Source organism: Rufibacter psychrotolerans, assembly GCF_016924645.1.
GTDB classification, from domain to species: Bacteria; Bacteroidota; Bacteroidia; order Cytophagales; family Hymenobacteraceae; genus Nibribacter; species Nibribacter psychrotolerans.
Map to the genome: position 1 here is coordinate 201,703 of NZ_JAFFJV010000006.1, position 26,176 is coordinate 227,878.

General features: G+C 55.3%; 20 protein-coding genes. 14 read left to right on the forward strand and 6 right to left on the reverse strand.

The features are described from left to right. The first annotated feature begins 39 nt into the window (after positions 1 to 39). The 9 genes from JT718_RS07610 (at position 40) to uvrB (ending at position 8,961) form a co-directional block, all read left to right on the forward strand. Positions 40 to 1,443 (forward strand): tetratricopeptide repeat protein, encoded by a 1,404-nt coding sequence (locus JT718_RS07610; protein WP_205501634.1) that lies wholly within the window; start codon positions 40 to 42, stop codon positions 1,441 to 1,443. Between the two features lie 9 nt (positions 1,444 to 1,452). Next, positions 1,453 to 2,235, forward strand: a complete 783-nt coding sequence (locus tag JT718_RS07615; protein WP_205501635.1) for a phosphosulfolactate synthase — start codon at positions 1,453 to 1,455, stop codon at positions 2,233 to 2,235. Positions 2,236 to 2,256: 21 nt separating this feature from the next. After that, positions 2,257 to 2,898 (forward strand): DedA family protein, encoded by a 642-nt coding sequence (locus JT718_RS07620; RefSeq protein WP_205501636.1) that lies wholly within the window; start codon positions 2,257 to 2,259, stop codon positions 2,896 to 2,898. A 27-nt stretch (positions 2,899 to 2,925) separates the two neighbouring features. Next, positions 2,926 to 3,663, forward strand: coding sequence for a shikimate dehydrogenase family protein (locus tag JT718_RS07625; protein WP_205501637.1), 738 nt, complete (start codon positions 2,926 to 2,928; stop codon positions 3,661 to 3,663). Between the two features lie 226 nt (positions 3,664 to 3,889). After that, positions 3,890 to 4,465 carry an RNA polymerase sigma factor gene (locus JT718_RS07630; protein ID WP_240336989.1) on the forward strand — a complete coding sequence of 192 codons (576 nt, stop codon included), beginning with the start codon at positions 3,890 to 3,892 and terminating at the stop codon, positions 4,463 to 4,465. Then, positions 4,446 to 6,041, forward strand: a complete 1,596-nt coding sequence (locus tag JT718_RS07635; protein WP_205501638.1) for an outer membrane beta-barrel protein — start codon at positions 4,446 to 4,448, stop codon at positions 6,039 to 6,041. The genes JT718_RS07630 and JT718_RS07635 overlap by 20 nt, the downstream gene beginning before the upstream one ends. A 94-nt stretch (positions 6,042 to 6,135) precedes the next feature. Beyond that, positions 6,136 to 6,351 (forward strand): hypothetical protein, encoded by a 216-nt coding sequence (locus JT718_RS07640; RefSeq protein WP_205501639.1) that lies wholly within the window; start codon positions 6,136 to 6,138, stop codon positions 6,349 to 6,351. 51 nt (positions 6,352 to 6,402) lie between these two features. Further along, positions 6,403 to 6,759, forward strand: a complete 357-nt coding sequence (locus tag JT718_RS07645; RefSeq protein ID WP_205501640.1) for a hypothetical protein — start codon at positions 6,403 to 6,405, stop codon at positions 6,757 to 6,759. A gap of 168 nt (positions 6,760 to 6,927) precedes the next feature. Then, the gene (gene uvrB, locus JT718_RS07650; RefSeq protein ID WP_205501641.1) at positions 6,928 to 8,961 is read left to right on the forward strand and encodes an excinuclease ABC subunit UvrB; all 2,034 of its coding nucleotides are present in this window, start codon (positions 6,928 to 6,930) and stop codon (positions 8,959 to 8,961) included. Between the two features lie 98 nt (positions 8,962 to 9,059). On the opposite strand, the gene JT718_RS07655 is transcribed toward uvrB, so the two are convergent. Beyond that, positions 9,060 to 10,445, reverse strand: coding sequence for a DUF6242 domain-containing protein (locus tag JT718_RS07655; RefSeq protein WP_205501642.1), 1,386 nt, complete (start codon positions 10,443 to 10,445; stop codon positions 9,060 to 9,062). A gap of 382 nt (positions 10,446 to 10,827) precedes the next feature. On the opposite strand from JT718_RS07655, the gene JT718_RS07660 reads away from it, so the two are divergent. Beyond that, positions 10,828 to 11,823: a hypothetical protein gene (locus JT718_RS07660; RefSeq protein ID WP_205501643.1), complete on the forward strand. Its 996-nt coding sequence runs from the start codon at positions 10,828 to 10,830 to the stop codon at positions 11,821 to 11,823. 103 nt (positions 11,824 to 11,926) lie between these two features. Here the strand turns inward: JT718_RS07660 and JT718_RS07665 are convergent, their stop codons facing one another. From JT718_RS07665 to JT718_RS07675, 3 genes are read right to left on the reverse strand one after another with little or no spacing between them, the layout of a single operon-like run. Further along, positions 11,927 to 14,176 carry a xanthine dehydrogenase family protein molybdopterin-binding subunit gene (locus JT718_RS07665; RefSeq protein WP_205501644.1) on the reverse strand — a complete coding sequence of 750 codons (2,250 nt, stop codon included), beginning with the start codon at positions 14,174 to 14,176 and terminating at the stop codon, positions 11,927 to 11,929. A gap of 13 nt (positions 14,177 to 14,189) precedes the next feature. After that, positions 14,190 to 15,173 carry an FAD binding domain-containing protein gene (locus tag JT718_RS07670; RefSeq protein ID WP_205501645.1) on the reverse strand — a complete coding sequence of 328 codons (984 nt, stop codon included), beginning with the start codon at positions 15,171 to 15,173 and terminating at the stop codon, positions 14,190 to 14,192. Next, on the reverse strand, positions 15,170 to 15,823 hold the full coding sequence (locus tag JT718_RS07675) for a (2Fe-2S)-binding protein (RefSeq protein ID WP_205501646.1): 654 nt from the start codon (positions 15,821 to 15,823) through the stop codon (positions 15,170 to 15,172). Before JT718_RS07675 ends, JT718_RS07670 begins: the two co-directional genes overlap by 4 nt. Before the next feature lie 169 nt (positions 15,824 to 15,992). On the opposite strand from JT718_RS07675, the gene JT718_RS07680 reads away from it, so the two are divergent. After that, a complete protein-coding gene (locus tag JT718_RS07680; RefSeq protein ID WP_205501647.1) occupies positions 15,993 to 16,532 on the forward strand; it encodes a GNAT family N-acetyltransferase in 540 nt (179 codons plus the stop codon). A gap of 421 nt (positions 16,533 to 16,953) precedes the next feature. On the opposite strand, the gene JT718_RS07685 is transcribed toward JT718_RS07680, so the two are convergent. Then, positions 16,954 to 19,170, reverse strand: coding sequence for a B12-binding domain-containing radical SAM protein (locus JT718_RS07685; protein ID WP_240336990.1), 2,217 nt, complete (start codon positions 19,168 to 19,170; stop codon positions 16,954 to 16,956). A gap of 257 nt (positions 19,171 to 19,427) precedes the next feature. On the opposite strand from JT718_RS07685, the gene JT718_RS07690 reads away from it, so the two are divergent. Then, complete coding sequence (locus tag JT718_RS07690) at positions 19,428 to 20,480, forward strand: DUF748 domain-containing protein (RefSeq protein ID WP_205501648.1); 1,053 nt, start codon at positions 19,428 to 19,430, stop codon at positions 20,478 to 20,480. 431 nt (positions 20,481 to 20,911) lie between these two features. Here JT718_RS07690 and JT718_RS07695 read toward each other — a convergent pair whose 3' ends face one another. Next, complete coding sequence (locus tag JT718_RS07695; RefSeq protein ID WP_240336991.1) at positions 20,912 to 22,651, reverse strand: hypothetical protein; 1,740 nt, start codon at positions 22,649 to 22,651, stop codon at positions 20,912 to 20,914. Between the two features lie 210 nt (positions 22,652 to 22,861). Here JT718_RS07695 and JT718_RS07700 point away from each other — a divergent pair, with 210 nt between their 5' ends. Both JT718_RS07700 and JT718_RS07705 read left to right on the forward strand, forming a co-directional pair. Next, a complete protein-coding gene (locus tag JT718_RS07700; RefSeq protein ID WP_205501649.1) occupies positions 22,862 to 23,149 on the forward strand; it encodes a YciI family protein in 288 nt (95 codons plus the stop codon). A 337-nt stretch (positions 23,150 to 23,486) separates the two neighbouring features. Continuing rightward, positions 23,487 to 26,141: a cation-translocating P-type ATPase gene (locus JT718_RS07705; RefSeq protein ID WP_205501650.1), complete on the forward strand. Its 2,655-nt coding sequence runs from the start codon at positions 23,487 to 23,489 to the stop codon at positions 26,139 to 26,141. Positions 26,142 to 26,176: the final 35 nt, after the last annotated feature.

Below are 26,176 nucleotides of genomic sequence, written 5' to 3' on the forward strand. Positions count from 1 at the left end.
TAAGGCCTGATTTTGGTCTTGAAAGTGATTTACTTGTAGATGAACGATAATAATTACGACGATTTCAGCAGCGACGAACTGGACCTGGTAAAAAGGTTTGAGGTCATGCTGGAGTCAAATGGAGCTGTTTTCTTCGATCTCTCAGACTTTGAGAGTATCATAGATTATTATGCCAATAGCTTTAATTACAGCCAGGCCCTAAAGGCCTGCGATGCCGGCATTGCGCAGTACCCTTTCTCAACCGAGTTGTTGATTGACAAAGCCCAGGTGTTAGCCATGCTGGGGGCCTATGATGAGGCCCTCCACCTGGTGGAGGAGGTAGCGCAGATAGAACCGGGCAACGAGGACATTCCCCTTACAAAAGGCATCATCTTCAACCAGAAAGGTGATTTTGCGTTGGCCATTGACTGCTTTAAGCAAGCAGTGGAACGGTCTGAGGTGAAAGATGATATCTACTTCAACATTGGGCTTTCTTACCAGAGTTGGGGAAAGTTCAAGGCTGCTATGAAGTACTACAAGAAGAGCCTGAGCCTGAACATGGAAAATGAACTGGCCTTGCAGGAACTGCTTTATTGCCTTGAACTTACCGGGGAGGGCGAAGAGGTGATTTCTTTCTTCCAGGAGTACGTGGACGCTGATCCGTACTCCGCCATGGCGTGGTTTAACCTGGGCTTGGCCCATAGCCGGTTGGGGAACTACGAGAAGGCGGTGAACGCCTATGAATACGCCACCCTCATCCAGCAGGACCTGGCCCCCGCCTATGTGAACCTCGCCAACAACTACGTGTACCTGGGCGAGTTCAGCAAGGCCATAGAGTCTTTCCAGGCGGCTTTGGAACACACAGATCCTAACGCAGACATCCTGTGTAACATTGGCGAATGCTATGAAAAGCTCTCGCAGTGGGATCTGGCGCACAAGTACTACCGAAAAGCCATTGACCTTTCGCCGGAGATGGACGAGGCCTGGTTTGGCATTGGCGTGATCCTTGACCTGCAGGGCAAATGGATGGAGGCGGTGCACTACTACCGCAAAGCCATTTCCTTCTACGGTGAGAATGCCGACTATTGGCTGGCCCTGGCGGCTGCGGAATACCAGATGGGCAATATCATCTCCAGCGTGGAGGCGTATGAGCAGGCCAGTACCCTTACCCCAGAGAACAAGGATATCTGGCTCAACTGGTCCATCATCCTCTACGAGCAGGGAAATTATGACGGAGCTATTGATTTGTTGATGAATGCCTTAGAGCTTCAGCCAGACGAAGCGGAGCTGCACTACAGGCTGTGCGCATACTGTTTAGCGGCAGGAAAGTATAAGCAAGCATACAATTATTTGGAAAATGCTTTAATTTTGGACTTCGATAAGCATAGGCTTCTCTTTGATTTCTTTCCTGAGCTGGAGTCACAGCGGGCACTTTCCCGCCTGATTGACCAGTATCGCAAATAAACAGCGTACATGAATTACGAACTTTCCCACCTCCCCCAGCGCACTTCTAAACCAAGAGAGAGCGGTTTTACCATGGCCATGGACAAAGGCCTGAGTTTAAGAGAAACTGAGAACTTTGTTGAGGTGGCCGGAGAGTACGTAGACATTGTAAAGCTGGGCTGGGCTACTTCCTTTGTGACGCCCCATCTAGACAAGAAGCTGGAAATCTACAAAACGGCAGGCATTCCGGTCTATTTTGGAGGTACCTTGTTTGAGGCGTTTGTGGTGCGCGGGCAGTTTGAAGACTACCGCCGCTTGCTGGACAAGTACAAACTGGAGTTCGCCGAAATCTCAGACGGGTCTATTGAAATGGACCACAACCTGAAGTGCCAGTACATCCGCACCTTGTCTGAGCAGGCAACCGTCCTTTCTGAAGTAGGTTCCAAAGACGCCGAGAAAATCATTCCGCCCTACAAATGGATCAGCCTGATGCAGGCCGAGCTGGATGCCGGGGCCTGGAAAGTAATTGGTGAGTCAAGGGAAGCGGGCAACGTGGGGCTTTTCCGGTCTACCGGTGAGGTGAGAAGCGGTCTGGTGGAGGAAATCCTGACCAAGATTCCGTTTGAGAAGATTATCTGGGAAGCGCCCCAAAAAGCGCAGCAGGTTTTCTTCATCAAACTACTGGGTGCCAACGTGAACCTGGGGAACATTGCTCCTAATGAGATTGTGCCGCTGGAGACCATCCGGTTGGGCCTCAGAGGAGACACCTTCACGCATTTCCTGGATAAGGAAATGTTGGACAAATTAATTTAGCCCCTTTTAATCATACCCATTATGGAGTTGCTCCGCCAGTTCATTGACCTTTTCCTGCACCTGGACCAGCACCTAAGCCAGATCATCTCTGACTACGGTACCTGGACTTACGCCATCCTCTTCCTGATTATCTTTGTGGAGACGGGAGTGGTGGTAATGCCTTTCCTGCCCGGCGACTCCCTGCTTTTTGCCGCAGGCGCGTTTGCCGCTACTGGGGTGCTGAACATTTGGGTCTTGCTGGTGCTCCTGTTCATAGCCGCCTTCCTGGGCGATACCTTGAACTATACCATAGGGGATTACTTTGGGCCCAAGGTGTTTAAACGGGACTACCGCTTCCTGAAGCGGGAATACCTGCTAAAGACCCAGGCCTTTTATGAGAAACACGGTGGTAAAACCATCATCTTTGCCCGCTTTATTCCCATCATCCGTACGTTTGCCCCTTTCGTGGCCGGAGTAGGCACCATGAAGTACAGCAAGTTTATCTCCTACAACATCATTGGCGGATTAATTTGGGTAGTAGGGTTCACGGTGGCGGGTTTTGTGTTCGGCAACATTCCGGCAGTGAAGAAGAACTTTTCCTTCGTGATCTTCGGGATCATCCTGATCTCCATTCTACCGCCCATCATTGAGATTGTGAAGCAGCGGTTAAGCCCCAAACACTAGGGAAGCAACCAACATCCGCGCGGCTATATGGACAAGGAATACGGGTTGGTTGGTTACAGGCTTAGCCACTCCTTTTCTCAGAAATACTTTACAGACAAGTTCCGCTCAGAGGGTATTACAGACAGCGTGTACCGCTTGTTTGAGTTAGACACCATTGCGGAGTTTCCCGCCCTGGTAGAGGCCCATCCTCGCCTGAGGGGGCTCAATGTCACCATTCCGTATAAAGAAACCATTATCCCGTACCTGGATGAACTGGCTCCCGCGGCAGCCCGCATTGGGGCGGTGAACGTGGTGAAGTTTGAGCACGGCCGCTTGGTTGGCCACAACTCAGATTACCAGGGATTCATGCAGTCGTTGCAGGGCTTTTACCCGTGCACCCCGGCTTCCAAGGCCTTGGTCCTGGGAACCGGAGGGGCCGCCAAGGCCGTAATAGCCGCCCTGGAGGACTTGCAGATTTCCTACCAGATCGTCTCGCGGGAGAAAAAGCCCGGCGTGATCACGTACCAGGAGCTTACCCCAAAGGTGCTGGCGGCGGTTTCGCTCATCATCAATGCTTCGCCGGTAGGCACGTATCCCCACGTGGATGCGGCGCCGGCCCTTCCGTACCAGCTCATTACCTCGCAGCACTACCTGTATGACCTGGTCTACAACCCCGCCGAAACCCTCTTCATGAAACGGGGCCAGGAGCAGGGCGCAAAGACCATCAACGGGTACGAGATGCTGTGCCGTCAGGCCGAGGTGGCCTGGAACATCTGGAACAGCTAATCTGGTTTCTTCGCTCCTTTCCTGTTTTAGGGCTCTTTTCTAAAAAGAAGGCCTGAAACAAACCTTGAATCTTCTGTTCCTTTGCTGGACTAAGGCCTGCACTTGCTGTATCTTTCCTGAGCGCAACGCGGGCAGAAATAAAAAATAAGTTTCTGCCGGTGGGGCATGCAACCTTTGGTGGGTGGCGGTACTCTTAGCTGTAGAAGATCATTAGAATGACCCTCCCTTGAAAATCTTCAAGTCAAAAGATCCTACTGAGGAAGACCTCATTAAGCGGGCCATTGCCGGCAAGCGGGACGCCCAGCACTTGCTGTACCAAACGTACGCGGGTAAGATGCTGGCCGTGAGTAAACGCTACGCCCGTACCGATTTTGAGGCCGAGGACATGCTGCAGGATGCGTTTGTGAAAGTCTTCCTGTACCTGAAAGGCTTTAAGGGAGACTGTCCGCTGGAGTTCTGGATCAAGCGCATTGTCATCAACACCGCCCTCAAGCACCAGCGCAGCAACCGCCACCTGATGGTCACCGAGCACGAAGAGGAGTGGGACGAGGCCTCAGAGAAGGACAGCGTTGACAGCCAGTTGGGGTACGAGGAGCTGCTGCAGTTGGTGCGCGAGCTGCCGCCCAGGTACCAGGCGGTGTTCAACCTGTACGCCATTGAGGGATTCTCGCACAAAGAGATAGGCGAGATGCTGGACATTACAGAGAGTACGTCAAAGTCACAATATTCCCGCGCCCGCGCCAGCCTACGGCAGGCGCTGCTGCGGATAAATCAGCAATACCATGAAAAAGTCACCGGCTGAAGATAAAAAAGGCCAGTCTGTGGAAGACATTTTCCGGAATGGCTTTGCTGGCAACGAGGCTCCCCCGCCTTCCCGCATCTGGGAGAACGTGGACCGGGAGTTAGAGCTGCACCGGTACAAGAAACAGGCCGTTTGGTACCGCTCCATGGCGGCGGCTTTCCTGCTGCTGTTGGTGTCGGCGGGCATTGTCCTCTGGCAACAGAGCTCGGATGGTGTAGTAACGGGCGGCAACCTCGCCCTGCAGAACTCCCAGACCGGCTCTGGTTTGCCGCCCGCGGGAGGGGAGAAAGAAGTAACGACACCGGTAGCCGCCCAGGAGCCGAAAGCCCAGCCAACGCCTAAACAACTGGCTGCTGTTTCAGGGGAGTTTTCGGTAAAAGAGTCCCAAAACAGGGAGTCTTTCAAGCCAGCAGCCAGGGAGCAGGAGCGGCTTTCTTTTACAAGTCCAGCTGGAAGGGAGAAAAGGAGGGTGCCAAGCTCCAACCCCAGTAGCCTGGCACTGGAAGAGGGCAACCGGCCGGAGCCTACACAGGAAGGTAACCGGGGTGAGCGTTCTACCCCCGAGGACAATGGAACTACCTTTCAGCAGCGGGGCAGGCAATCTCTCCTGAACCAACCGGTACCTGCCCTGGCGGGAGGGGCACTGGGCAGGAGTGACTCAGGAGCAACGGCGCCGGTGAGAAGCATCCTGGTGCAGAAAGAAGCAGAGGGGGCTGCCTTGGCGTTAACCCAGGAGGTAACTGGTACCCCAACGCCGGAGAAAGAGGCCGGGAAGTTGAACCGCTGGAGCGTGACCATGGCTTATAGTCCGCAGTACGCCTATGCGCCGGTAAAACTGGCTAACTCTTCGCCCGTGGGGGCAAATGTTTCCCTGGCCCAACCGCAGAGTGTTCAGCAGTACCAACAGGCGGTGGAAGAGTACAACAACAGTTACAAGCCGGTGTATTCCTACTCTACCACGGTGGGAGCCAGCTACAGGATCAATGAGAAATGGCAGGTAGAGAGCGGGCTTATGTACACCCAGCAGGAAGCCACCACCACGCATTCGTACCTGGTGTACGGCGGCGGGGCCACGCTGGCCAGCATGCCCGGTAACCTGTACAGCGGCAGTGCCAGCAATAAAGGTACTCCCTTGATGTCAAATGCGTTACAGCCCGAAGCGGCCGCGCGGTTGCTGTACGTAGCGCCTACGGAGCGTTACACCACCCGGTACAAATACCAGCAGGTGGGGCTTCCGGTGAGGCTGGCCTACAGGATTAACCTCAACAAAGCCTACGCCCTTATTTCGGGTGGGGTGAACATGAATGTGTTGGTGCAGAGCAGCATCATTCCCCAGACCAACCAGGTGGAAGCCGTGCGCTTTGGACTCAACGACCAGGACTCTCCCTACCGATCCCTGCAGTGGGCTACCGCCACCTCGCTGGGCATTGGTTACGATGTAAACAGAAAAATGAGTATTTTAGTGGCGCCGGAATTTATCTACTCCCTCACGCCCCTGGTACGGGACCACCACCAGCAGGTGAATCCTTACCAACTTGGGGTGAACATAGGGGGCAGGTGGCGCCTTACTAAATAAGCTATTACATAATTTTTTTAATAAGCTGGATAGGGGTAGATCCACTGTTACGGGTCTTCCTTGTTCAGGAAGTATATTACCAAGTATTTTTATCATGAATAAGACTTACACTCTCCCCAAAGTAGTAAGAACCTGGGCGCTTTTATTTTCAGTGCCTCTTTACATGGGTACTACTGCCCTGTGGCTTAAGGAGGAAATTAAAGGTGTGGTAAGCGAGAAGGAAGACAACATGATTACGGCCATGAAAAAACAAATGCAGAAGGCCGTAGCCGAGAAAAAAACAAAGCAAAACGCCGTAGCGCTGCCGTAACCCAGAATTTGCCTAACTTGAGTACCGTAAGTCAAAAGTAGCGTAACAGCCATGCAAAAAGGAAGAGTAGCTTGTATCATGCTGGCCAGTACACTTGCCTTGGGTGGGTGTAAAGAAGACGAGGTAGTGAGTGATTGCTACCCAGCCGTGGTCATTGACCAGGGGTGCGGTACCGTGTTGGGCATTTTAGACGTGTCGGCGGCCCAGCTGGTAGGCAGTAAGCCCCAGAATGACACCGTGTACGTGAACACCTTTGACCTGCACCATGTGTACCAGGTGCGCGGCAAAAAGCTCTACATCACCATGAGATCCATTCCGGCCGAAGATGCCCCGGACTGCCCGGGGTTCATTCCCGTGATCTATCCGCACATCAAGGTACTGAGCGTGAGCGAAACCAATTGCCAGTAGCTCAGTCCTAAGCAGACCATCAGGTGAAACGCCGCTTTTCTTAAAGTGGCGTTTTTCGTTTAATTTGGCCCAAACTGCCCAAAAACGCTATCTAATTTAGCCAAGTGCTAAACTCTATCGCCTGCACTGATGTTATAATACGTTACCTTTGACTGTAAGCTGTATTACATGAAATTTCAACTCACATCAGAATTCAAACCCACCGGCGACCAGCCCCGGGCCATTGCCCAACTCACTGAAGGGGTGCTGAACGGAGAGCCGGCCCAGGTGCTGTTAGGGGCCACCGGTACCGGTAAAACCTTCACCATCGCCAACGTGGTGCAGGAGGTGCAGAAACCCACGCTGGTGCTCTGCCACAACAAAACGCTGGCCGCACAGCTCTATGGTGAGTTCAAGCAGTTTTTCCCCAACAACGCGGTAGAGTACTTCATCTCTTACTACGACTACTACCAGCCCGAGGCCTACATTGCTTCCTCAGACGTGTTCATTGAGAAAGACCTGGCCATTAACGAAGAAATTGAGAAGCTGCGCCTGCACGCCACCTCGGCCTTATTGTCTGGCCGGCGCGATGTGATTGTGGTGGCCTCGGTGAGCTGTATCTACGGTATAGGGAACCCAGAGGAGTTCGGGAAGAACGTGATTCCGCTGGCGCCGGGCATGAAAGTGAGCCGCAACAACTTGTTGTACCAGTTCGTGTCCATCCTGTACAGCCGCACCGAGGTGGAGTTCACACGTGGAACCTTCCGGGTGAAGGGCGATACCGTGGATATTTTCCCGGCTTACGCCGATTTTGCCTACCGCATCTATTTCTGGGGCGACGAGATTGAGTCCATTCAGCGCATTGATCCGCAAAGCGGCAAGAAAATAGCCGATGAGGAAGGCATCACGCTTTATCCGGCCAACCTCTTCGTGACGGGCAAGGACACCCTCAACCAGGCCATCAACGAGATCCAGTTTGACATGGTGGCCCAGCACGAATACTTCCTCAAAGAAGGCCGTGACAACGAAGCCAAACGCATTAAGGAGCGTACCGAGTTTGACCTGGAGATGATCCGGGAACTGGGCTATTGCTCGGGTATTGAGAACTATTCCCGCTACTTTGACCGCCGTGAGCCCGGTGCTCGTCCGTTCTGTTTGTTGGACTATTTCCCCGAGGACTTCCTGATGGTGATTGACGAGAGCCACGCCACCTTGCCGCAGGTGCGCGCCATGTGGGGCGGTGACCGCTCGCGCAAAACCGCGCTGGTAGAATACGGTTTCCGGTTGCCCGCTGCCATGGACAACCGCCCGCTCACCTTCAATGAGTTTGAGAGCATCATGCGCCAGGTCATCTTTGTGAGCGCCACGCCGGGCGATTACGAGATCCAGAAGTCAGAAGGCGTGATTGTGGAGCAGATCATCCGGCCAACCGGCTTGCTGGACCCAGAGATTGAGGTGCGGCCCAGCCAGAACCAGATTGATGACCTGCTGGACGAAGTGGACAACCGCATCAAGGCCGGAGACCGGGTCCTGGTGACTACCTTGACCAAACGTATGGCCGAGGAACTCACCAAATACATGGAGCGCCTCAACATCAAGGTGAAGTACATCCACTCAGAGGTGAAATCGTTGGAGCGGGTGGAGATTCTGCGCGAGCTTCGTTTAGGCGAGATTGACGTGCTCATTGGCGTGAACTTGCTCCGCGAAGGCTTGGACTTGCCGGAGGTAAGTTTGGTGGCCATTCTGGATACCGACAAAGAAGGCTTCCTGCGTGACCAGCGTTCGTTGATTCAGACCATCGGCCGGGCGGCCCGTAACGAGAACGGTAAGGTGCTCATGTACGCCGATAGAATTACGGGCTCCATGCAACGCGCCATTGATGAGACCAACCGTCGCCGCGCGGTGCAGATGGAGTACAACCTGGAGCACGGCATTACCCCGCGCACGGTGTACAAGTCCAAAGAAGCCATCATGGAACAGACTTCCGTGGCCGACTCTAACAAGCGCGAACCCAAGGCGTATGCGGGCCCGGATGAAAGCATCATGTCGGTGGCCGCCGATCCGGTGGTGCAGTACATGAAGAAGGACGAGCTGGAGAAAGTCATCAAGAAAACCGAGAAGCAGATGGAAGCCGCCGCCAAAGAGCTGGACTTCCTGCAAGCCGCCAAGTACCGTGATGAACTGGCCGAACTCCGTAAACTGCTCAAGAACAAGCGCGACTAAGGAGCCATTGCTTCTAAAAATTGAATCCTGTTTTAAGGCCAATTCCTGAAATCTGGCCTTAAAACAGGATTCTTGGTTTCTGCCCTAAGCCAAGAGGTCTATCGTGCCAAGACTACCTTCTTCGTGACGCGGTAAGCCTGCGTGTCAATCTTCACAGAATACAGGCCATGGGCGTGCTGGCCAGGTGTCCATTGCCAGTGGTTTACCCCGGCTTTGCCCTGTAAGGGCTGGCTGTACACCACGGCTCCTTTGGCGTCATGGACCGTGAGCGTGGCTTCTGCGGCAGCCGGCAGGGTAAAGCGCACGTTCAGCGTTGCCCCAAACGGGTTAGGGAACAGTTCCAGGGAAAGCTGGTTGCCAGGTTGCGTGGGTTCAGAGCCCAAGAGATACATTTTGGAGTACATGAAATTGTCAAAGGGCTGCAGTACGTACACATGGTGGTACGCGGTTTCCGCGAATTGGAAATGCTGCAGCATAGAGAAATAAGGTGCCCTGGCAATGTTAGTCATGTCCCTGGCCCAGGTCTGGCCTTTGTCATAAGAGACTAAAATGCCTCTGCTGGGAGCATTGCTGGCAAACAAGATACCCTGCTGGCTCACGTACAGGCTGTGCGCCACGGGTTGGTCCCAATAATTCCAGTGGGTGTTTCCGGTAAGATACAGCGGTCGCCAGGTTTGCCCCCCATCCGCCGACTTGAGGGTGCCGCCCACGGCCGTACCGTTGGTCTGGCCCGGTAATTTATTGCTGCCCTGGAACCCAATGTAAAGACTGTCGTCGGCATCCAGGGCAACGGAGAACAGGCTGGCCATGTTCAGGTTCTGAATGTTCCTGAACGAGACAGGCACCGGCTGCCAGGCGGTTTGCTGCTTTTGCCGCGAAAACAAGCCAATGGCTATGTCGTTCCGGTCGTTTCCGTCATGGGTGCCAATGTAAACTTTGTCGTTCTTATCTATGGCGATGCTCCAGATGCTCAGGGTGCCCAAGAGCCCTTCATTGTCCTGGGTCCAGGTCTGCCCGTTGTCTGTAGAGGTGAAAATGCCGTCGCCTACATAGTACTCCTGGTTGTTCTCATCGCCCAGGGCTTCGCCGGTGGCGGCGTACAGGCGGTCTTCGCTGTTGTGGATGATTTTCCTTACGGGCCATTGGCTGCTGAGGGAGTGCGTGGTCCAGGTGAGGCCGTGGTCCGTGGAGCGGTACACTACTCCCGTGCCGCCGGCATAGAGGGTGCCGTCTGGTTTGGCGTGCATGGAATAGACGGCATGGGGCAACACCTGCTGCCAGGTTCTGCCTATATTCTCGGTTTTCATGATGCCGCTGTCGGTGGAGCCCACAAACACCTGGTGGGTAACCGGACTCACCGCCAGGCTGGTGGTATTGGCGAACGTGGGGCTGATGGGCTGGGAGGGACTCCAGACCGCCTGCGCCAGCAGGCTGCCCGGCAGGAGGAGCAAGAAAGACAAGACAAAGGCGTACAGTAGTTTCATGGGAGGCATGGGTTAGGTGGCATGCAATAAAGAGAGCCAAAACCTTTTAGAAAGGTTGCAGCTACTCTGGGGCACGTGGTTCATCTCTGACGCAGGTAACCGGCAGGCCCTACCAGAAGACAGGCCACGTACGCTTTTCCTTTACTTGCTGAACAAATTTTTTTGCTGAGGGCCTCCGAAGGGCAGGCTTCCGTTCTGGGGCCCTTTTTTACAAAACCGGCCAAAAACACGAATTCTTTCCTGGAAGTAAGCAGGAGGCGTAGGGGAATAGCGGATTGGCCTGGTCTTTGTTTGAGAAATGCAAGTTCGGTCAGGAGCGCAGGGGAAAGCAGATGGGAAGATGACACTGGCGAACAGAATCTACCTTTTACCGCTAAACCCTATGCGTAAACTCCTACACCTGCTCTGGCTGCTTACGGCCCCGTACCTAATGGCCTCTTGCTCTGACGACGAGGAACCAGCCCCGGCTCCTTACTCGGCCTTAACTTCAACCGTGATTTTCTCCAAGTACACCAATAACGGGTACCTTCCGGTGGGCAGGACAAATGAAATGAAAGTATACTCCGGTGACACCCTGCGGTATTTCTTTCGGTTTGAGTCTACCAGGGGCGTCAAAGACTTAAAAGTGTATGACAACTTCAGGGGCCGTGACTGGCCTCTCATCATCGGGCATAAGTCCTCTTCCGTTGCCAATGGGATTACTACCCGTGAATTTGAGTTACAGTACATTGTGGATAGCTACGCGCTAAAAGTGCAGCCCGGGCAGGAAGTGGTGCTTACCGTTGAGCCCGAAGAAGCCGATGGCACCATCTATAAAGACCCTGCCACCGGCAAGCCCCTTGAAATTAAGTTCACCCTTGCGGCTCCATATGAATACAGCGGTGTGAAACTGTACAACTACTTTGGATATTCCAGAAACTCCATCTCTATCTTAGATTACAGAATTGGAGACTTTCAGCCGCAAACCCTCATTGATGAACAGGGCCTGTTGCCGTACGCCTTCCTGACAAACAAAATGCCGCCCAGGGAGTGGTTTGACACTAGGTTTGAACATTCTTTCACCTCAGGTCCTGCCATGGGAAGCGGCCAGGTGTCTTTTGTGAAAGTGCCCTCCGGCGGAAAGAATTGGCACCAACCCAATCAAATCGCCTTGGCCATGAAGCAGTATGGCCCCGGGTTGACCACCGTAGAAAATGTGCAGGTAGGCGATGTGTATGCTTTTAAAATCCGTTATCCTTTTGAACCTTCCTGGCTGGTGTATGGCCTGATGGAAGTCACCAACGTGGTAGATGACGGCGGCGATACCCACACTGGCAACGGCGATGATAATGACTACATGGAGTTTGACATCAAGTACTATCCCGGCTACCGCTATTAAAACAGAAACCCGGTTTTAGGTCAGTTTCTTAGAAAACAGGCCCGAAACAGAAAAGCCGCTCTGCACATCTGTGGAGCGGCTTTTCTGTGTGTAAAGAGAGTCCTTAAATCAGCTTATCTGGCGTAACCGGCAATTCATTGATGCGTTTGCCGGTGGCGTTGAAGATGGCATTGGTGATGGCTGGGGCTACCCCAATAATGGCAATCTCTCCGATGCCTTTGGTACCCATGGCGTTGTTGATGAAGTCTGGTTTGTCCACAAAGACCACGTCAATGTCAGGGGTGTCGGCGTGAACGGGAATGTGGTACTCGGCGAAGTCCTTGGTCACGTACCGCCCGAAACGGTCATCTATCACGGCACCTTCGGTGAGGGCCATGCCAATACCGCCCACGGCCCCGCCAATCATCTGGTTTCCGGCCGTTTTCTTGTTCACAATTTTACCGGCATCGGCGCAGGTAACCACCTTAGTCACTTTAACTTGGCCAGTGAGCTGGTGCACCTGTACCTCGGCAAAATGCACGGAAAAGGAGTACATAGAATACTTCTGCCGCTCCTCGTTGCTGGGTCTTGATTCCTCGGTTACCTCAATCTCCGGTAGTTTCTGTTGTTTCAGCACATCGGTGTAGGAGAGCTTGGTGCCCGGCGAGCTGGTAAGGGAGATCTGCCCGTTCTGGAACGTCAGGTCCTCGTACTTCACGTTCCGGAAACCAGAATCGGCGTTGCCGGTGGTGAGGCTGGCCAGTTTCTTTTTCAAGGCGATACAGGCATCCCGCACCGCTGAGCCCACGCTGGCCACCGTAGCAGAACCGCCCTGGCTTGGCGCCGGCGGAAACAGCGAGCTACCCAGTTCAAAGATGATCTTGTCCGGGGAAATACCCAAGGCATCGGCGGCAATCTGCACCATGACGGTACCGGTACCGGGGCCAATATCAGTGGTGGCGCTCTGGATGACTACCCTGCCATCGGCAAACATAGTGGCTTTGGCCGAGGCTCTGTTGCGGTGCGCGCCAAACGTACCCACGCCCATGCCGTAGCCTACCAGCCAATCGCCGTTGCGCAGGGAGCCGGGTTGCAGCTGGCGTTTGTTCCAACCAATCTTTTCGGCGCCCATGAGCATGGCTTCTTTCAGGAATTTGGTGGACCAGGGCCGGTCGCGCTCGGGGTCCCTATCGGTGTGGTTTTTCAGGCGGAATTCCAGCGGGTCCATCTTGAGCACGTGCGCCATTTCGTCCATGGCAGACTCCAACGCAAAAGCACCGGTGGCCTCGCCGGGACCGCGCATCCAGATAGGCGTGCTCACATCCAGCGGCAGAATGCGGTACCGGGTAGTCACATTGGGGCTGGTGTACATCATGCGCGTCTGCTGCAGCGTAGACTCTGTGAACTCCTCGTAAGAAGAGGTCTGCCCTATGGCTTCGTGCGTGATGGCCGTGATCTTGCCGTCTGGGGTAGCGCTCATGCCTACTTTCTGCCAGGCAAACGGCCGATAACCTACCATGGTGAACATCTGCTCGCGGGTGAGCATCAGTTTTACCGGCCGGTTTACTTTTTTGGCGGCAATAATGGCGGCAGTCTCGTGGGGCCAGGTGTGCAAACCGTTCCCAAAGGCCCCGCCCACAAACGTGGCAATCACCTTTACGTTTTCCACCGGGATTTTCCATTCGCGGGCAAAAGCGTTCTGGCTGCCAATTACGGCCTGGGTTTTGTCATACACGGTGAGTCTGTCAGGTGCTTCCCAATGGGCAATAATGGACTGCAACTCCATAGGGTTGTGCATCTCAGACGGGATGACGTACTCGCTTTCTATCTTGAGGTTTTCACCTTTGTACGCATCGGCTTTGCCGCGCACGTAGTCATTAAGACCATGCTTAGGGTTACGCTGAGCGGCCGTGGGCAAGAAAGCTTTGCCCTGGTGTTTAGGAAAGCTGGTGGCGTGCTTTTCTTCTTCGTACTGCGCTTTCACCAAACGGGCGGCGTAGCGCGCGCGCTCCAGCGTATCTGCTACTACAATGGCAATGGGCTGATCATTGAAGTACACCTGCTCATCATAAAACACGCGGTGCGGTTGCCCAATGGGTTTAGGCTCTGTGGGGTGCGCGGCCTGTACGTAGCCCGGCACCTTAGGCGAATTCTGGTAATGCAAAACGGCCAGTACACCCGGGGCTCGCTCAGCGGCTTTGGTATCAATGCTTTTGATGCGCCCTTTGGTGATGGTGCTGCCTACCAGAACCCCGTGGCTCATGTTGGGCAACTCAAATTCTGCAGAGTATTTGGCACTGCCCGTCACCTTTAACCGACCATCTACCCGGTCCATGGGCTTGCCCATGTTATCTTGGAAGAAATATTCTTTCATAAAGTGAGAAGGATTACACGGCTGCTGCCGCATTTTTCAGCGCCTGTACAATGGTGTTAGGGCCTAATTTCAACTTGAATTGGTTGTGTTCAAATGCTTTTGCGCCACGCATGGCAATCTCGGCGGCCTGGCGGAAAGAAGCCTCGGTGGCGGGTTTGCCGGCAAGGAACTGCTCTGCCTCCTGCAGGCGCCACGGTTTGTGGGCCACACCGCCCATGGCTAACCTGGCGGATTTGATGTTGCTGCCATCCAGGTCCAGCGCCGCGGCTACTGAAACAAGCGCAAAGGCATAGGACGTCCGGTCCCGCACTTTCAGGTAGTTCACGTGTTTGGTGTACGGGTGCTCTGGAATGTCAACCGCCGTGATCAGTTCGCCTTTCTGCAGGTTGGTATGGATTTGCGGGGTATCGCCGGGCAGGCGGTGGAACTCCGCAAACGGAATCCTTCTGTCACCTTTAGGGCCTGAGACCAGCACCACGGCATCAAGCGCCACCAGGGCCACGTTCATATCGCTGGGGTTAACAGCAATGCATTTGTCGCTGTGCCCAAAGATGGCGTGCATGCGGTTGAAGCCTTGCAAAGCGCCGCAGCCAGAGCCGGGTTCGCGTTTGTTGCAGGGCAGGTTGGTGTCATAGAAGTAATTGCAACGGGTGCGCTGCATGATGTTACCGCCCACAGTGGCCATGTTCCGGAGCTGCGCCGAGGCCCCTGCGTTCAGGGCTTGCGACAAGAGCGGGTGCTTTTCCAGAATCAGCTTGTCTTCGGCCACGGCCCCGTTCAAGGCCAGGGCGCCAATGCGCACGTGCCCGTCTTCTTTCTCAATCTTGCGGAGCGGCAGTTTGTTGATGTCCACCAGCTTCTCGGGGTTCATGATGCCGCGTTTCATGAGATCTACCAGGTTGGTGCCCCCGGCAATGAACATGGCGGTGTCATCTTTGGCTACGGTGTCAATGGCCGCTTTCTGCTTGCTGGGTTTTACGTACTGAAACGGTATCATACTTTGTGTCCTCCGTTTTTAACCTCTTTTATGGCATTGACAATGTTGGGGTAGGCGCCGCACCGGCAAAGATTCCCGCTCATGTACTCGCGGATCTCCTCGTCAGAATCAGCGTGGCCTTCCCTGATGCAGGCTACCGCGCTCATGATCTGGCCCGGCGTGCAATACCCGCACTGGAAACCGTCATGCTTGATGAAAGCCTCCTGCATGGGGTGCAATTTGTCGCCGTTGGCAAGGCCCTCAATGGTGGTGATGTCTTTGCCGTCTGCCATGGCGGCTAAGGTGAGGCAAGACAACACACGCTGCCCGTCTACGTGCACGGTGCAGGCACCGCACTGGCCGTAATCACAGCCTTTCTTGGTGCCGGTGAGGTTCAGCTGCTCGCGCAGCAAGTCCAGCAGGGTAGTGCGCGGCTCTACTGCTAGCTTCTGTTTCTTGCCGTTGATGTCCAGCGTGATGTTCACTTTCTCGAACACCGCCGCCACTTTCTCTTCAAATTTCAGTTCAGCCGCCTTGATGGCCGCCGTGGGGGTAAGGGCCAGCGCCGTTAAGATAGAAGATTGCTTCAGGAAGGTGCGCCGGGCATCTGAATGGGATTGACCGCCCTCGTTTTCCGGAAGAAACTGGTCAGGGGAATGGTCTTTAGACATATAAATAGGAAAGAGGTTGTAAGGCTAATTTAAACCCTAGTATACGCACATGCTCACTTAGAAGCAGTCTAAATTAGGGGGTGAGCAGATTGGGGTTTTGGGCCTGTTTTCTTCAAAACGGGCCTAAAACTCCTGCCTTGTACTCCGTATCTTTGCCGAAAATACCTTCATGCCTGCTTTACCTTCAGACCAGTTTACCTTCCGGACCGCCACTGCCGCCGATGCTCATTTACTCGCCGATCTGGGCTGGCGCACGTTTGACGAAACGTTTGCTCCCTACAACAAACCCGAGGACATGGAAGCGTTTCACCCCACCATGTACTCCCCCAAGTTGCAGGCCGCCGAGTTAGCCGATCCCCACACCGAGTTCCTGATTGTGGAAGCCGAAGGAGAAGCCGTGGCTTACGTGAAGTGGAACACTGCCCCGGCCCCGCCCGAGATCACCGGCCAAAAGCCTTTTCAGATCAGCCGCCTGTACCTGCTGCAAGCCTGGACAGGGCGGGGTTTAGGCGATACTTTGATGAAAATGAGCTTAGAACGCGCCCAGCAAAACGGGCATGACGTAGTGTGGCTCACCGTGTGGGAAAGCAACCACCGCGCCATTAGGTTTTACCAGAAATACGGTTTTGCAGAGGCGGGCGAGTTGACCTTTGTGGTAGGCCAGGACGTGCAGCGCGACCTGTACATGCAGCGGAAGGTGAAAGCCTAGACACTCGTGGGATGGTAGTCCTGAGTCTTGAGTGCTGAGTCCTGAGTGGGGAAAAAGAGGTCCGGAACGCCGTTGAGCCCACCCCCTGCCCCTCCCAGGAGGGGAGTTTCCTGCTACTGTAAGGTGAATGCGAATTCTAAAGAATCTCTATTCCTTAGATTCAGGTTTTGGAGGCCTTGGCTGTAGAGCAATAGAGTTGTTGTTCCCTTTCACTTCGTAAAAACATTTTTTCCGTTTTACCCCTGTTTTTGGCAAAACAAGCCCAAACCTGAATGGCCCAATTCCCCTCCTGGGAGGGGCAAGGGGTGGGTTCAACGGCATTCCAGCTCTCTTTTCCTCAAATAGACCTAAATACACATACCCACTCAAGACTCAGGACTACCGTTTGACCTCATAGGGTCCGCAGTTCCTACGAGTGTCTTTACACCACCAACAAGCCCCGCTCCCGCAGTTCCAGCCAGGTATCCGTGATCAGGAACTCCTGGAAGGTGAACATCTGGCCCTCGGGGTAATCAGCGGCCAGGTCTTTCAGCAGGTACTTGGTGCCAAGGTCTTCTGACAGGCGCGTGAGCCAGGTGTGCAGCCATTGGCCAATCTCCGGCGAGGTCCTGATCTCGTACTCCTCGGTTTTCTCCGTGAAGGTGAGCAGGGCATTCTGGAACATGCGGCCTTTCTTGGTTTTGGTCACCACCTTTAACTCTGGGGCATTGCCCAGCCACAGTGCCCGCAGGTTCTGCTTCTCAGAATCGGGTTTGCCGATGGCTTCCACCGCTTGGGCGATCATATTCTTGGGATGTGAGGCACGTGGAACCTTGAAGTCAAACCAGAAAGAAAGCGGCTCTTCCAGCCCGATGCCGTGCATGTAGTTATACAGCGCTTTCGCCAAACCAGCCCCGAAAAGCTCGTGGTCGGCGCCTTGCGGGTCCTCGTGCCACAGATCATTATCCGCAAACAAGCCGGGCTCGGGACCTACTTTCACCACGCCGTATTTCTCGGGGTTCTTACCTACGGGGCTGTGCGCCGTCATGGAGAACCGGTGCCAGTACCCACTCTGAATCACGTTCTGTTCAAACAACTGCCGCACCACTTCCAAAGAGTCAATGGTCTCCTGGGCAGTTTGCGTGGGGAAGCCGTACATGAGGTACGCGTGCACCATGATGCCGGCGGCGGTAAAATCACGGGTCACACGGGCTACCTGGGCGATGCTTACGCCTTTTTCCATCTTCGCCAGCAAGCGGTCTGAGGCTACTTCCAATCCACCGGACACGGCAATACAACCGCTGGCTGCCAGCAACCGGCAAAGGTCAGCAGAGAAAGTTTTCTCAAAACGGATGTTGCCCCACCAGGTAATCTTCACGCCTCGGCGCAGCAATTCAATAGCTAAATCACGGAGGGCCAGCGGCGGGGCGGCCTCATCCACGAAGTGGAAGCCGGTTTGCCCGGTCTGGGCAATGATCTGCTCAATGCGGTCTACCAGCAAAGTAGAGGGAGCGGTCTCGTAGCGGGAAATGTAATCTAAGGTAATGTCGCAGAAGGAGCAGCGTTTCCAGTAGCAGCCGTGCGCTACGGTGAGCTTGTTCCAGCGGCCATCGGACCAGAGGCGGTGCATGGGGTTGAGTACTTCCACCACGCTCAGGTACTCGTGCAGTTTCAGATCGCTGTAATCAGGTGTGCCCACTTCGGTGTGCGGAATATCGGCATCGGTGGAGCCGTTGAGATATTGCACTTCGTCGTTCCTGAGCAGGAACGTGCGTTGCAGTTGCTCCACGTCACGCTGACCTTGGAAAAATTCAAGTAGCTTCAGCCATGGGCCTTCACCGTCATCCAGCGTGATGAAATCAATGTATTTGAAAATGCGGGGTTCGCGCAGGCTTCTCAGTTCGGTGTTGGGGTAGCCGCCCCCCATGAGGGTTTTCACATGCGGGTACTTTTGCTTGATGAACTGGGCCAACCGTAACGCGCCGTACAAGTTTCCGGGGAACGGCACGGAGAAACCTACCACCTCGGGCTGAACTTCCTGCATCCGTTCGGCTAGCAAATCCAGCAGCATCTGGTCCACCAGATTGGGCTCGGTTTGGAGTTCTTCCTCCAGCGGATCAAAAGACGTGGCGCTCAGGGCCAGTTTATCGGCGTAACGGCTAAAACCGAAGTGCGGGCACACGGTCTCTTTGATCAGATCGGCTAAATCTTCAAGGTACAGCGTAGCCAGGTGACGGGCTTTGTCAGAGATTCCCATGATTCCGAAGGCTTCCTCTAGATCAGCTAACTGCAGAAATCTACTGGCCTCCGGCAGAAAGGAACCCATGGCGATGGGGTGGGCCAGGGTGCTGTCACGGCCCTGCAGGAAACGGATGACCGGCTCAATGGTGTCCAGGTAGGATTTGCGCAGACGCAGCATCCGCTGGCTGTTGTCAGACAACTCATAGGTGCCGTCCAGAATGGCCTGAAACACTTGGTTCAGTCCTTTTCGGGAAAACAGGCGCAAGACCAACTCCAGCCCGAAATCGGCTTGGGTCACGTCAAAGCCCCGGCCGCGCAGGAAACCTTTGATGTAAGCGGTGGCCGGATAAGGCGTGTTCAGCTGCGTGAGCGGCGGCGTGATGAGCAGGATTTTAGGCGCGGAAGTCAACGGATTCAAATTTGGGCAAAGGTACTAAAAGGAGTTCTGAGTCTTGAGTGCAGAGTGCTGAGTTGGAAATTTTGATTTAGACCTGTTTTCTGGAAATCAGGCTTAAAACGGCCAGAAACTGTTGCTGGTGAAACAGCTACAGGATAAGATGAGTTCAGCACCGGGCAACCAAGGGCAAAGCGCGGTTTTTAACTGTGTCTGGAAGCTTGCGTATTAGTCCTTGCGGGCAGAGGTAACCATCTGCTTTCTGTAAAATCTAAACGGTTATGGCTATTAGATTAACAAGACCATTGAAGATAGGACTGGCAGTAGTAGTGCTGCTCATCGCCTTCCGGATTGCGCTGCCCTATCTGGTGAAGAATTACGTGAACAAGACGCTGGACGAGCTTCCCGGCTACACGGGCCAGGTGGCCGACGTGGACATTGCCCTCATCCGCGGGGCGTACCAGCTAGACCACCTGGTGCTGCTGGAGGAGAACGGCAACCCCAAGTACCCCTTCCTGCAGATCACCGAAACCGATTTGTCTATTGAGTGGAAGGCGCTGTTCAAGGGCCGGCTGGTGGGCGAGGTGATCATGACCAACCCCGAGCTGAACATCCTGGCGGCCTCATCGCAGGCCTCACAGGAGGACCCTAGCCTGGACCACTGGACCGAGGTGGTGAAAGACCTCATGCCCATCACCATCAACCGGTTTGAGGTGCACAACGGCAAGCTGGGTTTCCTGGATTTCGGGGCGTCGCCCGATGTGAGGCTGCACATTGAGAACATGCGCCTGACCGCCCTCAACCTGGCCAACGTGGAAGAAGTGGGCGACCGGCTGCCTTCTTCGGTCACGGTGAGCGGCAAATCCATTGGCGGCGGCACTTTGAAAGGCAAGATGCAGGTGAACGCCCTCAAAAGAGTCCCAGACTTTGACTCAGATTTCCAGCTTACCGGCGTGAACCTCACCAGCCTCAACAGTTTCATCAAAGCCTACGCCAAGTTTGACGTGGAGCGCGGCAAGCTGGACATGTACGCCGAATTAAAAGCAACTGATGGTCAACTAGACGGCTACATCAAGCCTTTCTTTGAAGAAGTAAAGGTCCTGAACTGGAAGAAAGACAAAAAAGAAGGTGGCATCCTGAGCGCCGTGAAAGAAGCCGTGATTGGCGTCTTCACCGAGGCCGCCGAGAACCAGCCCCGCGACCAGGTAGCCACCCAAATTCCCATCAAAGGCAATCTCAGCAACCCACAGACCAACAGCTGGAAGACCTTCATCAACGTACTCAAACACGCCTTTATTGACGCTTTCAGCAAGGGCATTGAAAACAGCCTGTAACGCGGTTCTGCGTCTTGGGTGATATCTCTTTTCAGCCTGTTTTGAAGAAAAGAGGCTGAAAAGAGCTTAAGACTGATAAATGCATCTGCTGCTATACTAACTAACAGCTGGCGCGAGTCTCCAGACGCGTGACTAAGGATAGGGCGAGTCTCCAGACTCGCCGGAAACCAAAATCACTTTAGTTGGATGTGCCAGTTGTTCCGCAATGGGCAGTGTCGCTGCTTTCACAGCGAGGGTAGTCAGAGACTACCCATCATAGGAGGGCACGAGTCTGGAGACTCGCGCCAGCTATTTTGTAAATTGAATCAGTTGACAGAAGCTCCCTTTGGCGTTGAAGCCTCCCAACTTACCTTAAAACAACCGCCGTGTTTTAGGTCTGTTTTCAGTAAAATTAGCCCAAAACACGGCGGTTTTAATTTTTAACCCATTGCTTAATGCTGGTGCTGCATGGCAGGAGCAGATGTGCGGGTACGGCTGCCACCCATCATCAAACCCGGGTTCAGGCGAAGGTAAATCTCCCCGGAAACGGGCGTTTTGCCGTAGAGAGGTCTCAACAACTTGTCGGGCGAAAACACGGTGGCCTGAACGCCCAAAGTCAAATAGGTATTGGCGAAGTGGGCCACGCGTTGGCTGGTGCCTAACGTCAACGCGTGCACGTCAAAGACCTCATGGTGGTCAAACTGGCTGGTGAGGTCCAGTTCACCGGGCGTTTTCTGCACGTACTCGTAGCGGCCGTACACGGCGGTTCGGTTGAGCTGCAGGTTGGCCTCGGCAATGGCCGAGTGTTCCTGGTGGTGTCCGCCGCCGTTGAAGCCCCAGATGAAGGCCGAGGTGAAGAACCTGTCACCGCCCCCGGGCAGCGGACGGCTGTACAAGGCCGAGGCCGTGGTGCGGGTCACGTCTTCGCCGGGCTCCAGCGACTCAGGGCTTTTTAGCCAGCCGCGGGAAACTTGCAAGGCCCAGTTCTCAGTGGGGTTATAAGAAAGCCGCGCCGCATAAGAATCAAAGCGGGGCCGGTCAAAGTCGTAGCGGTTTTCATCGGGCTCACGGCCGGTGAAGTTGGAGCCCTCCAGCTTGAACTGCTTGTACCGGAAACCCAGCGTGGCTACCCCGAAGGTGATGTGCGTGGCATCCTGCCAGTGGTGCCCCAGCGGCGACTCTGGGTTGTTGAACGCCGAGATGCGGTGCATGAACACGGGCGGCCCAATGACCGGCTCGGCGGGTATCCCGAAGAACCCGTACACGTCCATGTCCTTGTTGAGCATGTGCGTGTAGCCCACGCTGATCTCAGAGAACAAATCATGCGGGTGTTGGCGGTCTACCAGCCGTTTGCCGCCGCCGTAGGTCTCGCCGCTCTGGAACAGGAGTGGGTAACCCCGGTCGCCCATGGTGAGTTCGTCCAGGCTCAGCATCACGCTCAAACGCAGGAGGCCGCGGCTGCCCACCTCGCGCTGCGCCATGCCCATGAACCAGTTGGGTGCGTCCAGTTGAGAATCGCCGCGGGAGCCTTTGTTGAAGATGTCCTGCTTGTTATATCTCAGCCAAAGCTGACCGTGGAACATAAGCATCCAGTTGCCAGCGTGTTTCATGTAGCCGTACATGGGCGTGGCATCGGGGTGCCAACTGGTACCGGAGCCATTCCGGTTCATGGGCAGGTTACGGGAAAATGCGTGGCTCATGCCGTGGTTCATGCCGGCGTGCTGCGTGGTGTCAGTAGCCATGGCCCCGTGGTTCATGTTCATGCCGGGGTGGTGCTGATGACCCTTTGTGGTATCCGCAGGCAAGGTATGTCCCTCATGGCCGGTGGTCTTCGCCCGGTTCAGGCTGTCCGAAGTCATCTGGTGGCCTTGGTGCTGGTGCGCCGTGTCAGCCGCGGGCATGTGGTGTTGCGAGTGGTCAACGGCAGGCGTAACCGGTTTTGGTTTGGCCTTGGTGGCGGCTGGTACCGTCTGCTTTCTTGCCGCTGGTTTAGGGGCGGCTTTCTTTGGGGCAGGTTGGGCCTTGGAAGGCGCGGCTTTGGGGGCCGGTGCTACAGCCTTCTTGGGAGCAGTTTGCTTTACGGCCGGTTTGGTCTCCTTTTTGACCGGTGGTGGGGTGTGGTGCTCGTGCTGTGCCTCCGCCGATAAAAGGCCGAAGGACAAAGCTATGGCAAGGGCGAGAAGTGTTTTCATAGAATTTGAAGCAGTAATTGCGTTTGATTTTCTCTGCTACAAAGGAAACGCACGGCAGGCTTTGGGGTTTAACACCATTCGGTAAGACTTGTGCATAATTTTAGGCCAGAGCCCGCCCGCTAAAAACCTTCCTGTTTTTCGCCTGTTTTTCAGGAAATAACCCCTAAACAGAAAGAAGCCGTAGCTTTATCCGTACCAAATGTAGTAACCATGTTTCTGATTGAACTCACCTATAAAGTACCTTTCTCAGAAATTGAACCGTTCATGCCCGAGCACCTGGCCTTTGTGGAGAGGGGCTACGCCAGCGGTCACTTTCTGGCCTCGGGCCGGAAAGTGCCGCGCACCGGCGGACTCATTTTCTGCCAAGCCGACAACCGAGAAGCAGTAGAGAAACTGATGCAGGAAGACCCCTTCGTGTACCAGGATCTGGTGGAACTGCGGGTGGTGGAGTTTGTGGCTTCCCGCGCCGTGGAGGGAATGAAAGGCCTGCTGGAGTAGCGGCCGTTTTTAGCCCATTTTCCTGAAAACAGGCCCAAAACGGCAGCGTGGGTCCCGGGTTCAGTAGGTCAGAAAGGCCCGTAACCCATCCCTGCCCCTCCCGGGAGGGGACTTTTCCTTAGCAGGAGATTCTGCTGACTAGTAAAGTGACAACGCCAGGCCAGTCTCTCGTTGCTGGGAGGGCAGACCGCGTTACTCCTCTCCTGCGAGGGGCGGGGGTGGGTTGCCAGCCTCTAAAAACGGCAAAGATTCAATTTTATCCGTAGAAACGGGGAATAATGGCCTGATCACCTCAAAGGCAGGTACTCAAACACCACAGCAGCAAACAGACAACACCATGGAATTCTACCAGCTACCCAACCCCCAGGTATTACAGGAATTCAACTCATCTCCGCGCGGACTCACCACCCAGGAGGTGCAACAACGCCTGGAGACCCACGGCTACAATGAACTGAACGAAGCCGAGCGCGACCCCATCTGGAAGCTGTTGCTGGAAACCTTCAAAGACCCCATGGTGATTGTGCTGCTCCTGGCCGCCGCCGTGCAGTTGGCGCTGGGCGAGGTGATAGAGGCCGTCATCATTTTCGCGGTGCTGGTGCTCAACGCCATTGTGAGCGTGGTGCAGACCAAGAAGGCCGAAGGCGCGCTGGATGCCCTCCGTCAGATGTCGGCGCCCTCTGCCAAGGTGCTGCGCGATGGCGTGACCCAGACCATTGCCGCGCGGGAACTGGTGCCCGGCGATGTAGTGGTGCTGGAGGCCGGTGATTACGTCTCGGCCGATGGGCGGCTGCTGGAGAGCGGCTCCCTGCGGGTAGACGAGGGCATGCTCACCGGTGAGTCAGAGGCCGTGGAGAAACACACTGCCCCCATCCCCGAGGACGTGGCCCTAGGCGACCGCAAGAACATGGTGTACAGCGGGGCCCTGGTGGTGTATGGCCGCGGCCTCTTTGTGGTGACCGCCACCGCCGAGAAAACCGAGATTGGCAAAATTGCCGATCTACTGGCCACCGCCGAGGCCAAGCAAACTCCCTTGCAACGCAAACTGGCCGTGTTCAGCAAGAAACTGGGGTGGTTTATTCTGGCCCTGTGTATCCTCATCTTCGGGGTAGAGGCCCTGCGGGTCTGGATGGGCGATGACGGTGGTGACATGAACGGGGCCCTGCTCAAAGCCTTTATGTTTGCCGTGGCCGTGGCCGTAGCCGCCATTCCAGAGGCGCTTTCCTCCATTGTGACCATCGTACTAGCCGTGGGCACCAACAAAATGGCCCGGCGGCACGCCATCATCCGGAAGCTGCCGGCCGTGGAGACCCTGGGCTCCACCAGCGTCATCTGCACTGATAAAACCGGTACGCTCACCCAGAACAAAATGACGGTGGTAGATTCCTATGTGCCTGACCAGACCACCAAGCCATTCCCAGAAAACCCGGCGGCGTGGTCGGTGGGGGAGCAGCGCCTGGTGCAGGTGGCGGTACTCTGCAACGACTCGCACATCAACGAAAACGGGTCTGAGGTGGGTGATCCCACCGAGGTGGCCCTCATTGGGTTCAGCAATAAACTGAACCAGCCGTACGGCCAGATCAGGGAGCAGTTTGCGCGGGAGGCCGAGTTGCCCTTTGACTCTGAGCGCAAGCTTATGTCTACGGTGCATACCATTGACGGGCAGCGGCTGTTGTTGACCAAAGGCGGGCCAGACGTGGTATTCTCCCGCTGCAGCCGCATCTTCTTGAACGGGCAGGAAGAGCCGCTCACGCCAGAACTGCTGGAGCAACTCCAGAACCAGAACGAGGATTTTTCAGACCGCGCCCTCCGGGTCCTGGCCTTCGCCTACAAACCCCTGCCAGAAACGGCCCCGCTCACCTTTGAAGAGGAAAACGACCTGGTGCTGGTGGGGCTGCTGGCCATGATCGACCCGCCCCGCGAGGCCGTGTACAGCTCCCTGGAAGACGCCAAGAAGGCGGGCATCCGCACGGTCATGATCACCGGCGACCACAAAACCACCGCCCAGGCCATTGGCCGCCAGATAGGCCTCATGGACGCCAATGACATTGCCGTGACCGGCCAGGAACTGGATGCCATGTCTGAGCAGGAACTGGACCAGAAGCTGGAAGACATTGCCGTGTACGCCCGCGTCTCGCCGGAGAACAAGATCAGGATTGTGCGCGCCTGGCAGAAGAAAGGCAAGATCACGGCCATGACCGGCGACGGCGTGAACGATGCGCCCGCCCTAAAGCAAGCCGACATTGGCATTGCCATGGGCAGCGGCACCGATGTGGCCAAAGACGCCGCCGCCATGATCCTCACCGATGACAACTTTGTCTCTATTGTGAGCGCGGTGGCCGTGGGCCGAACGGTGTTTGATAACATCAAGAAAGCCATCGCCTACCTGTTTGCCGGAAACCTGGGCGCCATCATTGCCATCTTATTCGCGCTGGCCCTGGACTGGATCAACCCGTTCACGCCCATTCAGCTCCTGTTCATCAACCTACTCAATGACTCTCTGCCCGCCATTGCGCTGGGCGTGGAGAAGGCGGAGCCAGACGTGATGCGCCGCAAACCCCGCGACATTAACGAGGGCATCTTTGCCGGCGGCACGCTGCGTTCCGTAATCATGCGGGGTATCTTAATTGGGGGAGCGGTGATCTACTCCCAGTGGCTGGGCCTGCAACATTCGCCGCAGATGAGCGTGGCCATGGCGTTTACCACCCTCATTCTGGCCAGAACCCTGCAGACGTTTGCGGCCCGCTCCAACACGCAGACGGTATTTGGGGCCGGTTTTTTCCAGAACAAGTATGTACTGGGGGCCGTGCTGCTGTGCTTCTGCCTCTACGGGCTCACCGTGCTGCCCGCCACCCGCAGCATCTTCTCCATTCCGGCTGAGTTCGGCTGGGCCGAGTGGCAGCAGGCCGCCGGGCTGGCCTTGCTGGCGGTGGTCTTGATGGAACTCTGGAAACTCACCCCGTGGACCTCGGCCAAGCGGAACAGGGCAAAGTAAGCACTGTCCGTAGGCCAGAAAAAGCCCGCCCTTCT